12 protein-coding genes and 1 riboswitch are annotated in these 13,404 nt (G+C 30.9%); of the genes, 1 reads left to right on the top strand and 11 read right to left on the bottom strand.

What is annotated here, in order from left to right; all coding sequences use genetic code 11:
* Positions 1–14: 14 nt before the first annotated feature.
* The 7 genes from SFBMNL_RS03355 to SFBMNL_RS03325 form a co-directional block, all read right to left on the bottom strand.
* The gene (locus SFBMNL_RS03355; protein ID WP_005806479.1) at positions 15–863 is read right to left on the bottom strand and encodes an aldo/keto reductase; all 849 of its coding nucleotides are present in this window, start codon (positions 861–863) and stop codon (positions 15–17) included.
* Positions 864–1,166: 303 nt separating this feature from the next.
* Entirely contained in the window at positions 1,167–2,630 is a 1,464-nt protein-coding gene (locus SFBMNL_RS03350) for a bifunctional metallophosphatase/5'-nucleotidase (RefSeq protein ID WP_005806481.1), read from the bottom strand.
* 2 nt (positions 2,631–2,632) lie between these two features.
* Complete coding sequence (gene phnE / locus SFBMNL_RS03345; RefSeq protein ID WP_007439751.1) at positions 2,633–3,439, bottom strand: phosphonate ABC transporter, permease protein PhnE; 807 nt, start codon at positions 3,437–3,439, stop codon at positions 2,633–2,635.
* A 12-nt stretch (positions 3,440–3,451) separates the two neighbouring features.
* Positions 3,452–4,273, bottom strand: a complete 822-nt coding sequence (gene phnE, locus SFBMNL_RS03340; RefSeq protein ID WP_042294537.1) for a phosphonate ABC transporter, permease protein PhnE — start codon at positions 4,271–4,273, stop codon at positions 3,452–3,454.
* Positions 4,270–5,022 carry a phosphonate ABC transporter ATP-binding protein gene (phnC, locus tag SFBMNL_RS03335; protein WP_042294536.1) on the bottom strand — a complete coding sequence of 251 codons (753 nt, stop codon included), beginning with the start codon at positions 5,020–5,022 and terminating at the stop codon, positions 4,270–4,272. The genes phnE (SFBMNL_RS03340) and phnC overlap by 4 nt, the downstream gene beginning before the upstream one ends.
* Before the next feature lie 68 nt (positions 5,023–5,090).
* On the bottom strand, positions 5,091–6,161 hold the full coding sequence (locus tag SFBMNL_RS03330) for a phosphate/phosphite/phosphonate ABC transporter substrate-binding protein (RefSeq protein WP_005806485.1): 1,071 nt from the start codon (positions 6,159–6,161) through the stop codon (positions 5,091–5,093).
* 260 nt (positions 6,162–6,421) lie between these two features.
* A complete protein-coding gene (locus tag SFBMNL_RS03325; RefSeq protein ID WP_042294534.1) occupies positions 6,422–7,612 on the bottom strand; it encodes a flagellin N-terminal helical domain-containing protein in 1,191 nt (396 codons plus the stop codon).
* Positions 7,613–7,836: 224 nt separating this feature from the next.
* On the opposite strand from SFBMNL_RS03325, the gene SFBMNL_RS03320 reads away from it, so the two are divergent.
* Positions 7,837–8,391 (top strand): hypothetical protein, encoded by a 555-nt coding sequence (locus SFBMNL_RS03320; RefSeq protein WP_242838784.1) that lies wholly within the window; start codon positions 7,837–7,839, stop codon positions 8,389–8,391.
* A 46-nt stretch (positions 8,392–8,437) separates the two neighbouring features.
* Here the strand turns inward: SFBMNL_RS03320 and guaA are convergent, their stop codons facing one another.
* From guaA to SFBMNL_RS03300, 4 genes are all read right to left on the bottom strand, one after another.
* The gene (guaA, locus tag SFBMNL_RS03315; protein ID WP_042294531.1) at positions 8,438–9,970 is read right to left on the bottom strand and encodes a glutamine-hydrolyzing GMP synthase; all 1,533 of its coding nucleotides are present in this window, start codon (positions 9,968–9,970) and stop codon (positions 8,438–8,440) included.
* Between the two features lie 37 nt (positions 9,971–10,007).
* Complete coding sequence (locus tag SFBMNL_RS03310; RefSeq protein ID WP_005806491.1) at positions 10,008–11,306, bottom strand: NCS2 family permease; 1,299 nt, start codon at positions 11,304–11,306, stop codon at positions 10,008–10,010.
* A gap of 128 nt (positions 11,307–11,434) precedes the next feature.
* A riboswitch (purine riboswitch) is annotated at positions 11,435–11,536 on the bottom strand.
* 74 nt (positions 11,537–11,610) lie between these two features.
* On the bottom strand, positions 11,611–12,726 hold the full coding sequence (guaB, locus tag SFBMNL_RS03305) for an IMP dehydrogenase (RefSeq protein ID WP_005806492.1): 1,116 nt from the start codon (positions 12,724–12,726) through the stop codon (positions 11,611–11,613).
* 78 nt (positions 12,727–12,804) lie between these two features.
* Positions 12,805–13,389, bottom strand: coding sequence for a ribonuclease H1 domain-containing protein (locus SFBMNL_RS03300; protein ID WP_005806494.1), 585 nt, complete (start codon positions 13,387–13,389; stop codon positions 12,805–12,807).
* Between the last annotated feature and the right edge of the window lie 15 nt (positions 13,390–13,404).

Raw genomic sequence — 13,404 nt, 5'->3', positions numbered from 1 at the left:
AAATCACTAATCTCCTATTTTACAAAGTTGAAAACTTTAGGATCAGGTCCTGTTCTTAAATCTTCATTCAATGATGATATTTTATTAATATCCTCGGGACTGATTTTAAAGTCAAAAATATCAGCATTACTTATAATCCTTTCCATATTAGAAGACTTAAATATAACTAGAATATCTTGTTGTAAATGCCAACGAAGAATTATTTGTGCCGGAGTTTTTCTATACTTTTCTGAAAGTTCTACAATCACATCATCTGTAAATACCTGACCTCTCATAAGAGGTGACCATGCTTGAACTAATATATCATGATCTTTACAATATTTTCTTAAAGCTTCTTGAGTTAATTTTGGATGAATTTCAATTTGATTCAGCACTGGTTTAACCTTGGCGAATGTCATAAGATTTTCAAAATGTTCTTCATTAAAATTACAAACACCTATAGATTTAACTTTGCCTTGAAAATATAAATCTTCCAAAGCTCTCCATGGTTCCTGAAAAGAATATGGATTACCTGGCCAGTGTATTAAGTATAAATCCAAGTAATCAAGTTTAAGCTTGTTCATACTTTGATTAAAAGAATCCATAGTTTGTTCATAAGAAAGTCCAGCATTCCAAACTTTCGTAGTAACAAAAATATCTTCTCTTTTTAAACCTACTTCTTTAATTCCTTCATGAACACCTTTACCTGTACCCACCTCATTATCATAAAATGAAGCTGTATCAATCAGACGATATCCATTCTTGATTGCACCTTTGACAAGATTTATACATTCATTATCTGGAACCTTATATACACCTAAACCAAATGCAGGAATTTCAATTCCATTGTTAAACTTAAGTTTACTTCCTAAAGAACCTATCATCACCGTACGCCTCCTTTTACATATTAGACAAGTATATATTACACTTTATAAACTTACTAATCAAGATGTATTAATCTAATTAGTAAATTTCCATGCTATTTCCTTCGAAAATTTTAGATTTTCATAAATATTTAAAGTTTTTTTTAAGTATTTGCTAATTAATCAACTATAATCACCTGATATAAACAATAACTTAACTAAAATATTTAAAAACAAAAAAGGTCACACAAAAAAATTTTTTGTGTGACTCTCTAAGCTCCCAAGTGTATTGTATAATATAATTTATTTAATTTCAATATATCTTTAAAAATTTTTAACATAATCTACTAATATTTCAAATATTTCTTCATCATATTTTTTTATTACTTTACAATCATTATACATTGAATATCCGCCTGTTCCTTTTGCTCTATAGCTATTTAAACAAATTGTAAAAGTGTCATCATCAAATACTTCTTTTCCATTTACTTTAACATCATAAACTCTATTCCCAAGATCCCCTTCATAATCGATTTTATAATCCACACCCATAAAATAATCATAATTATAATGTTCAATCTTTGGTTTCAAAAATCTTTCAGAAATAATAATTTCTCCATCTTTCATGTCAAAGTATTCGGCACTTCTTTCAAGAGCTTTCTTTAAATTTTTACCATTTATTTCTAAAAGAACTAAAGTATTTGGAAATGGATACGTCAATAAAAGATCTCTCATTCTAACCTTTCTTGGAAGACCTGAAATTCTATTAGCAAAACTCGTTGAAGAAATATCTGCTCCAGTATATTCTATTTGAACTTTATTTATAAAGTCAGCAAGCTTACTTCCATTAAGTGCCATGTTTAAATGAGTATCAGGAAGTAACTCCTCATCTATCTCGCCAACAAAATTATCTATAAGATTTTGAATTCTCTCATTTTCTTCATAGAATGGAACTTTTTTATCGGAAAGCGGTATATCTTTTGCAAGTATCATATCAGACTCAATAATATTTTCATTATTTTCTCTTGATATCTTTATCTCATGAAAACTCATAGCATTAAATAAATTTTGCACAACATAAGTGTTTTTTAAATACCTACCTTTAATTCCAATATGCTGGTGACCTGTTAAAAGTACATCAAAATCTAACTCATCACAAATTTTTGTACCAACATTTTCCCCACTCGTTTCAACTATTTTCCCAGTATCAATGTCACATTCAAATCCGCCATGATAAACGCATACACTTACATCAACTTTATCTTTCATTTGATCATAAGCTTTCTTTAAATTTTCAATAATATTCCCGATTAATATTCCACTTAAATTTTGAGGACTCTCCCAAAATTTCACAAACTCAGTTACACATCCAACAATTCCAACCCTAAGTCCATTTTTCATTGTAATTATTTTATGTGGATATAATGAGTTACCTTTCTCATCAAGACAATTCTCACAAACACATTCAGCATCTAAATGCTCCAAATATTTTTTAAAATATTCATAGCCATAATTAAAATCATGGTTACCAATAGTAACAAAATCGTACCCTACTTCATTCATAATTCGTGCGATTTTATCAGGAGACTTTTGCATCTGACTAAAATATGTAAATGGGGAGCCTTGAAGTATATCTCCCCCATCAATAATTAGAGTTTCATCATCCTTATTATATCTTGTTGCTAAATGTAATAATCCTTGATGCTTGACTTCTCTGTCCATATAATCGGTGTTAAAAAAATATCCGTGGATATCAGATGTGAAAATTATTCTTAAATTCTTGTTCATATTTACCCCCTAGCTAGCTTCACTCTTATCTTAGTTGAAATAAATTCTATAATAAGCACAAGAACTATAAGTCCTATTATAATCGCCCCAACTTCATTCCACCTATAAGAATTCATTGAAAATATTAATGGTGCACCAATTCCTCCTGCTCCAACTATCCCTAATATACTAGCATCTCTCAAATTCATATCAAAACGATATATAACTGTCGAAATAAAATCTGGAAAAAGTTGAGGAAGTATTCCATAACGAATCTTCTGAAAAAAATTACATCCACAAGCATCTAACGATTCTAAAATTTTAGTATCTAAATCTTCTATTGACTCAATATACATTTTTGAAATCATTCCAATAGATGCCAAAGACATAGTAAGAAGTCCTGCAAATGCACCTGGTCCCGTTACTCTTATAAACATTAATGCATACACAATTGATGGAACTGTACGAATTGACATAATTATAAATCTTCCAACAACACTTATTGGCTTAGGAACAATATTTGTAGCAGAAATAAATGAAATTGGGATTGCTAGAACTGAACCAACAAGTGTACCAAGAAATGCAATACACATTGTTTCAAGTAAAAGGTATGGAACACCACCTACAAAATCAAAAAGAAGTTCTGTATCTGGAGCAAATATTCCAAGAAAAATATTTTTAGCTATCTGAAGACCATTTTGTGATATTCCTTCTAAACTAACTGTACTGCTTGACCATACAATAAGGAAAACACAAATTAAAGCAGTAATTATTTTCCAAATAAAGTTACGAGGTTCTTTTTCGTATTGTCTTAAAACCATCTCACTCATAAATATTACCTCCTAAGTTAATTTCTTTCTGAGATAATGGCTCAACAATTCAATCAAGATTACAACCATAAATAAAGATATAAGTACCATCCCAACATTTCCATACTCTCTCCAACTAAGATTCTCATTAAGAATTAATCCTATTCCTCCAGCACCAACATAACCTAATATAGCTGCATGTCTAACATTACCTTCAAAACAAAATAAACTTGTGGCGATATACGATGGTAAAACTTGTGGTATAATTGCACTTAAAAATGCTCTTGATTTACTCGCACCTAAAGCTTGAATCGCTTCATAAGCTCCCATATCAACCGTTTCTATTTGCTCATAAAGTTTCTTTCCAACATATCCAAAAGTAAATATAGAAATCGCAACAGTACCCGCAAAAGTTCCAAGCCCAAAAACATATGTAGCAATAAGTGCGATAACAAGAGTAGGGAGCGTTCTCACTATACTAAGTAAAAATCTCATAAATGACACAACAAATTTGCTTTTTATTATGTTACTTGATGACACTATAGAAAACGGTATAACAGCCAGAGATCCTATTACAGATCCCAAAAGAGACATCTTCACTGTATCAAAAAGTGGTTTCAAAATCTTATTTATGTAATCAATATTTGGCGGAAACATTTGTCCTATGATACTAAAAAAATTTTTTCCACGTTGAATTAATGTGGTAAAGTTAAATCCTGTAATTTTTACAGACACTATAATGGCAATAATAAAAATCAAAATTATAAGTGGCATTCTCGATCTTTTTTCTTCAACTTGCTTTCCATTTCCAAATTCTATAACTCGTGGTCTAAATATCTTATCATAGATATTCACGCAACCACCTCCACCTTACCCTTGTAAATAGTTTCTAATATTTCTTCCGTAACTTCAGATGAAGAGCCATCATAAACTATTTTTCCATCTTTAATCCCAACAATCCTATCTGCATAATTAAGGGCAAGTTCAACATGATGAATATTTATCAAAATTGAAATGTTCATTTCTCTATTTATTTTCTTAAAATCTTCCATAACTTTTCTTGCTGTAATAGGGTCTAAAGCCGCAACAGGTTCATCAGCTAAGATAATTTCAGGATTTTGTGCTAGAGTCCTTGATAATGCAACCCTCTGTTGCTGTCCTCCTGAAAGTTGATCTGCTCTTATAAATGCTTTGTCAACAATTCCCATCTTATCCAAGGCCTCTAATGCTTGTATTTTTTCCTCTTTCGTAAATATCCCAAAGATTGATCTTATAAATGGGATATCTGGTACTTTTGCAGTTAAAACATTTTTTATTACACTTGTGCGAGTTACAAGATTAAAAGATTGGAAAATCATACCAATTTTTCTCCTAAATTCTCTAAGTTGCTTTCCTTTTAATTCCTTAACATTTTTGCCATTTACAATTAAATTTCCATCTGTAATATCAATCATTCTGTTTATTGTCCTTATTAAAGTCGACTTACCCGCACCAGATAAACCGATAATTGCAACAAATTCTCCTCGATTTATCTTTAAGTTAACATTATCAAGTCCCTTAGTGCCATTTGGATATACTTTTGAAACGTTTTTAAACTCTATCATTAATTAATCCTCTCATTTATTTTATTTATAAAAAAGGCAGGGACTCGTCCCCGCCATAACTTTCAAAATTATTGAGATCTTAGTTCACGAATAATCTCCTGAACTCTTCTTTCATTATCATAATCGGCAGATTGAGCACGTTCATACCCTTTGTGACTATAAACTGAGATTACCTTTTTACCTTCTTCAGTATTTGCTATATTTATCATAGCTGTCGCAAATGCATTTTTGAATTCAGGTGTCATAATAGGAGAATTTTTACTTGCACTTATCGTATCATTATAAATTGGATCAGACACACCTATAACATTTGTTTCATCCCAAATTTGTCCTGTACGTCCATAATCATTTATCCAATTTTCAACATAATCAATTCTTGCATCAGCAAAAACTGTTACAACATCTACTTGTTCAGCTGCTAATCTAGCAATGGAACTTCCATAAGAATCAGATTGAACCTTATTTTCTAAATCTGCTACAGATTTACCATACTTATCATTTAATAATAAAGTTGGATAAATATATCCTGCAGATGATGCTGGACTCATTACAGCCCATTTTGCACTATTTAAATCTTCCCATGTTAACTCTTGTCCATTATTTACTTTTTGACTAAGTTCCTTCCCTTTTGCAGAAGGTCCAGCAATAATAAGTGATCTATATGAAGTAGCTTGTTGTGGTATGTATTCTGTAGGCGATTGATTCCAATCTATTGCATTTTCAGAACTATGACTTACTGCATCCCTTGTAGCTGTTAATAACACTTCAGCACCATCATCGTATAATACATATGTAGCACCTGGAATAAATCCAATATCGACAGTACCAGATACCAAAGCCTCTCCTACAGCTTCATAGTTTGTCCCAACTGAAATATTAACTTCTCCAATTGAATATCCTTGATTATTCAACTCATTTTTTAACATATCTTTCAAAGGCTCTGTTGCTGTAATAATTTGATCCGGGTCCTTCGAAGGAACAAAAGCTATATTTAACTTATCAATATTTATAGTATTTGTTGTTGTATCAGAATTTAATGAAGTATTTGAGCCATCAGTTGAAGGTGAACCAATGCAACCAGTTAAAAGTGATAATGCCAAAAAACCAGAAGTTAGTATACGTGTAACATGCTTTTTCATAATTTATCTCCTTTTTGTATAATGGTTTATATTTAAAATAAACGGCTATAAGAGCTATTTATTAAAAATTACATTAAAAAACGTAAAGAATCATTATGTTTTTCAATCAGAATGCCAAAATTTAATCGTTCTATGTACATTTTAATATAAAATTATTTTTATTGTCTATATTAAATTTATAAAAAATGTAGAATTATGTTATGACTATCTAATAACATTCTAATCAAATAATATAATAAAATCTAAAAAGGAGATAATCTTTATTTTAAAATAGAAATAACTTGTTGCGGTGATTGATTTGCTTGTGCTAACATTGATTGGGTTGCCTGTTGAAGAATATTTAATTTTGTTAAATTCATCATCTCTTTTGCCATATCAACATCTCGTATTCTCGACTCTGCTGCTTGTAAATTCTCTGCTGTATTCCCAATTGAAGATACTGTGTGCTCAAGTCTATTTTGTACAGATCCAAGATTGGCTCTCTGTTCTGATACTCTAAAAATTGCTATATCTAATCTTTCAATTGCCTCCTTTGAATTTTCTATTGTAGATAAATCACTTCCCCCAAGACCAAGTTCACGACTTCTCATATTCTCTATATCAAGTCCAACCATCTGACCTTTATTCGATCCTACTTGAAAATCCACACCATTTGATTTCTTCTCTGAATCATTAAAAAAGGAAATTCTTATTTCTTTCCCAGCGGGAAGATAAGACGATGTAGCGTGAATATTGTTAAATCTTAAATTAATTCCTGCCAATTCAACATCTTCAATTACTGAAGGATTATCTATAATTATACTATCAATAACATATGGTTTCCATCCATTAAAATGGGATCGATCAACTATACTAATAGTAACATCAAGATTCCTATCTTTAGAAATAATTAAATCAAATGTTCCTTCTCCAAGTCTAACTAATTCATTTGGATCTATTTCTTTCATAACCTCATTAATTGAATTTGGATTCTTAATATCTCCATTAATAATAACTGAATCTTTATCACGAGTCTTGATTTCTTTCCCAGAAATACTCCCATTGATAAGTTTACTACCATTAAATTCTGTATCCTCTGATATCCTATCAATCTCCGATTTTAATTTCTTAAACTCTTGATCTATTAAAGTTCTATCTTCATCTGTATAAGTACCATTTGCAGATTGAACTGCAAGTTCCCTCATTCTCTGTGCTATTGCTTGAGTTTCTGAAAGTGCTCCTTCTGCTGTTTGAATCATTGAAATACCATCTTGTGTGTTTCTCGAAGCTTGATTAAGTCCTCTTATTTGTGATCTCATCTTTTCAGAAATTGCGAAACCTGCTGCATCATCTGCATCCCTATTTATCCTCAATCCTGAATTCAATTTTTCCATTGCCTTACCTTGAGCAATTGTAGTACTTACCATATTTCTATGTGCGTTCATCGCATTAATATTGTGATTTATTATCATAATCTTAATACTCTCCAAACTTCATTTCCTATAAAATAAGTTGTACCAATTTAAATTTCTTATGTGAAAATACTTAAATTATTTGTTGGTAAGATAAGAAATCTTTACAATAGACTTACACAAAAATTAAATATAAAATATATTTGAGAAACATTTAATATAATTTTTTGACAAAGAAGGGAAAAAACGTGAAAAAATTAATTTCATTCACTGTATTAGCATCAATGGCAATTGCTATTACATCCTGTAACACTTCAAACAAAAACAAAAACGTATCTAATAACAATCCTATAATTTCAGAAACCGAAAGCAATAAAATAATTAAATTACCTAATTCAATAGTAAAATATGAAACACTTGAAGAAGCTATAGAGGCTTGTGGATTTAAATTTTCTATACCTGATACAATTGTTGGATATGAAAATAAAAAATATTCAATTATTAATGACGAAACAATTCAAATTACTTATTACAATGAGAAAAAACTCGAAAGTATAAATGAAGAAGATTTAAAAAATATAACATTTGATTCATTCAATGCAAATCAACACACTCTATTTATTAGGAAATCCACTGGAACTGAAGACATAAGTGGCGATTACAATGATTACTCAGAAATAAACAGAATCTACATAAATAATTTAGACGTAACGACGAAAGGAAACAACGGAAAAATCAGCGTAGCAATTTGGACAAACAATGGATATACATTTGCTATAACAACAAATAATCCAATAAGTACAGATCTATTATTAGATATAATTATCAACATCAAATAAATAATAATGCCGAAGAATAAAATCACTCATTCTTCGGCAAAAATTTTTATTCGAATTCTATTGTTGATGGTGGTTTCGAAGTAACATCATAAACAATCCTATTTACATCACTAACTTCATTGACTATGCGTCTTGAAATAACATCAAGAATTTCATAAGGAATTCTTGCCCAATCTGAAGTCATCCCGTCACTCGATGTCACAGCTCTCAAAGCTACCGTATAACTATATGTCCTTTCATCACCCATGACACCAACAGACTTCATATTCGTTAAACAAGCAAAATACTGCCATATTTCCTTATTCAACCCCGCATTTTCAATTTCATCTCTCAAAATTTTATCCGCTCGTCTTAATATTTTTAGTTTTTCATTTGTAACTTCACCAATAACTCTTATCCCAAGTCCTGGTCCTGGAAATGGTTGACGATAAACAATGCTTTCAGGCAATCCAACTTCTAATCCAAGTTCCCTAACCTCATCCTTAAAAAGAGTATTTAATGGTTCGATTAATTTAAATCTCATATTTTTAGGAAGTCCACCAACATTATGGTGAGATTTTATTGTTTGAGCTGTATTAGTGCCTGATTCTATAACATCAGTATAAAGAGTACCCTGAGCTAAAAATTCAAAATCATTTAATTTAGACGTTTCTTCCTCAAAACAAAACACAAACTCATTACCTATAATTTTACGCTTTTGCTCTGGATCAGAAACACCTTTCAATTTATTCAAAAATCTATCTTGAGCATCAACCTTAACAAAATTCATTTTAAATTTTCCATCAAAAGTATCGACAACCTCCTGAGCCTCTCCTTCACGAAGAAGTCCATTATCAATAAACATACATAACAATTGATTACCAATAGCTTTATAAATAAGTGCTGCTACAACAGAAGAATCAACTCCCCCACTAAGTGCACACAAAACTTTTTTATCTCTAACTTGATCTCTTATCTTAACAATTTGATCCTCAATAAAATTACTCATAGACCAATTTGCATTAGCTTTACATATTTTAAATACAAAATTCTTTAATATTTCAGTTCCATAAACAGAATGTTCAACTTCTGGGTGAAATTGAACCAGATGTATATTCTTATCTTCATTAAATGCAGCAGCAATTGGGCAAGACTCACTACTAGCATTTGCTATAAAACCTAATGGAAGAGTTTTAACATGATATCCATGACTCATCCAAACAATCTGCTCTATTGGGATATTCTCAAAAATTCCACTGCCATCGGTCTTAATTTCTGTCTTCCCATACTCTCTTTCAGATGACCTCTCAACAACTCCACCATTCATATGAGTTATGAGTTGCATACCATAACAAATTCCCATAATAGGTATTCCTAGATTAAGTATATCTGGATCCATAACAAAGGAGTCTTTATCTGTAACAGTATTTGGACTACCACTTAATATAATTCCCTTAACATTCGTCAATTGTTTAATATCTTGTGCCGTTATTTTATGAGACTTAAGTTCGCTATAAACTCCAAGTTCTCGAATACGTCGACAAATCAACTGATTATATTGACTCCCAAAATCAATAACCAGCACTTGATCACTCTTCATTTAATCACCCCTAATAAAATATTTCTTCACCAATTAATTATAAAAATATAAAATGCACTAAAAAGATCAAAGTAAGTACCCACATTATAGGATGAACTTCTTTTCTTCTACCAGCTGCCCACATCATAATTGGATACAAAACAAATCCTGATGCTATTCCTTCAGATATAGAGTATCCAAGTACCATCATAATAATAGTAATAAATGCTGGAATCGCTATCTCAATTTTACCCCACTCAATGTTACTTAACGATGAAGCCATCAAAACACCAACTGTAATAAGTGCTGGCGCAGTAACTGAAGGTGTTACAACTGTTAAAAGTCCAGAACAAAACAACATTAACAAAAAGAAAATTGATGTAAACACAGAAGCAAGTCCAGTTTTTGCACCAACTTCAACACCTGCTAAAGACTCAACATAAGAAGTTGTTGAAGATGTTCCCAAAATAGCTCCAATTACTGTCGCTGTTGAATCAGCCAATAAAGCTTTATTAGCTCTTAGTAATTCACCCTTTTCATTTACAAATCCTGCTCTAAATCCAACTGCCATCAAAGTTCCTGCTGTATCAAAAAAATCTATAAATAAAAATGAAAATATAACTAATATAATATCTTTTGAGAAAATAGTAGGTAAGGCTTCAAACAATGCTCCGAAAGTTTGACTTATAGAAGGTATTGGTGCGATAACTTGCTGTGGCAAATCTACAACTCCTAAAAATATTCCAATAATTGCTGTAATAACCATACCGATAAATATAGCTGCTGGAATTTTTCTCACCATTAAAATTAAAGTTATAACCAATCCAATTATTGCAATTAATACACTAAAATCTGTAAAATCACCTAATCCAACTAATGTTGAATCATTATTTACAATAATTCCTGCATTCTGAAATCCCAAAAATGCAATGAAAAATCCAATTCCAGTTCCAACTGCGTGCTTTAAAGATGTGGGAATACTGTTAATGATTATTTCCCTCAAACCAGTTAAAGATAATATCATAAATAAAATTCCTGAAATAAATATTCCTGCTAGAGCTTGTTGCCACGTATAACCCAATAATAATACAACGGTGTAAGCAAAAAACGCATTTAATCCCATACCAGGAGCGAGAGCCACAGGGAAATTTGCATGCAATCCCATTATAAGAGTTCCGATTGCTGCAGCTAAAATAGTTGATGTAAATACTGCACCTTGATCCATTCCTGTAACTGAAAGAATATTTGGATTAACAAAAATTATGTAAGCCATAGATAAAAATGTTGTTAATCCTCCAATAAATTCTTTAGATACCGTTGTACCTCGTTCTTCTAATTTGAAAAACTTGTTTAGCATAAAAGTTCATACCTCCAACTAATTTTATTTAATAAATTTAGCAAAAAATATAATATGGGACTATCAGCTCAAAAGTTGAAGGTCCCTAATTAGCATAGTAAATCAACATACAACAACAATCTAAATCTATCAATTTAATAAGCACCCGTAGTCTACTCATTTAAGGTAAGTAGGTAGAGACTTTCGAACCATATTATCGATTATATACGGGATAATCCAATACTAATAATTTAATGTTAAAGTCATTAACTAAAAAAGTCAATATAAAAATATAATAATACACTCAAATTTATCTTCTAATCCTTCATTTCGTATAATTTGGAGCATCTTTCATCAAACTTATATCGTGTGGATGACTTTCTCTTATACCTGAAGCAGTTTGCACAACAAATCTTGAATTATTGAATAAAGTTTTAATATCTGCTGATCCAAGATATCCCATTCCTGACTTTATTCCTCCAATTAGTTGATAGATTATTTCACTAATCTTTCCCTTATATGGAACAACTCCTTCAATTCCTTCAGGTACAAATTTTTTACTCCCATTTTGAAAATATCTATCACTTGATCCACTATCCATAGCACCAAGAGACCCCATGCCTCTATAAGACTTATAAATATTTTCACCAAATACAACTTTATCACCAGGAGACTCATCACACCCAGCAAAAATAGAACCAAGCATAACAGCACTCGCACCACCTGCTAATGCCTTAACAATATCCCCAGAATATTTAATTCCACCATCAGCAATTATAGGTATATTATGCTCTATAGCCTCTTCAGCACAATCCATTATAGCTGTAAGTTGTGGAACCCCGACACCTGCAACTATTCTAGTCGTACATATTGATCCAGGTCCTATACCTACCTTAACAGCATCTGCACCAGCATGAACCAAATCATATACTGCTTTGCCAGTTGCTACATTCCCCGCAATTATTTGAACATCTGGATACAACTGTTTTATAATGGATACTCCATCAATTACACCCTTTGAATGCCCATGAGCTGTATCTAAAACTAAAATATCTACTTCCTTATTCACAAGTTCCTTAACTCTATCAATCATATCTTGAGTAATACCAATCGATGCACCACATAAAAGTCTACCTTTACTATCCAAAGAAGATATTTCTAGCTTGTTACCACTAAAGTTTTTAACACTCTCTAACTGTTTACCTTGATCCTTAATTGACATATTTTTATGAAGTATTCCTATTCCTCCATGTACAGCCATAGCTATTGCCATTTTACTTTCTGTAACAGTATCCATACTAGCACTCATAAGAGGTATATTAAGAGATATTTTTCTAGTAAGATTTGTCTTTAAACTAACTTGATTTGGTAAAATCTCTGCTTTATTTGGTACCAATAAAACATCATCAAAAGTATATGCATTTTTAATAATTCTCGCCATATAATCCACACTCCTTATCTTCTTCGTTCATATGTTTCAATAATTATACAATGATTAAAACATAATTGCATTAAATTTTTAAGTCTTCAGAGCCTTTTTAGCTAATTTATCGGCTAAATCATTATATCTATCACCAGAATGAGCCCTAACCTTTCTAAATACAATATTTATCTTATCTTTAATGCTATCATAATATTTTTTATAATTTTGAGTGCCAACCTTATTTGCTTTCCAATATCCCTTACACCATTTTTCTATTCCTTCGTAATCATAATAAATTACAATACTCTCAAACTTATTATCTAAACAATATTTCATGGCACTCATTGACCCCATAATTTCCCCAGCAACATTTCTCATTTCACACAATTCTGGATCATTAAATCTCTCATAAAAGTGTTCCTCACTATCACCATTTATTATAACCATACCATATGAATACTCTTTCGTATCAGAGTTATAACTTCCATCTACATATGCAACTAAATCACTTGATTCAAAAATTTCTTCATTATTATCCAAAAAATTATTCGCCTCATTAAGTGTCTTAAAACTTTTATAAATAGCTCCGGAATATCCATTTATATTTTTCTTACATTCATCCCAACTTTCAAATATACCTTTCTTATGTCCTTTCTTAACAGCATAAAACTTTTTTGCCAAACTTACTCCACCCCT

It is taken from the genome of Candidatus Arthromitus sp. SFB-mouse-NL, from assembly GCF_000709435.1.
In the GTDB taxonomy this organism is placed as follows: Bacteria; Bacillota; Clostridia; order Clostridiales; family Clostridiaceae; genus Dwaynesavagella.
The sequence above is the reverse complement of the archived record's forward strand: the minus strand, read 5'-3'. Positions and strand labels throughout refer to the sequence as shown.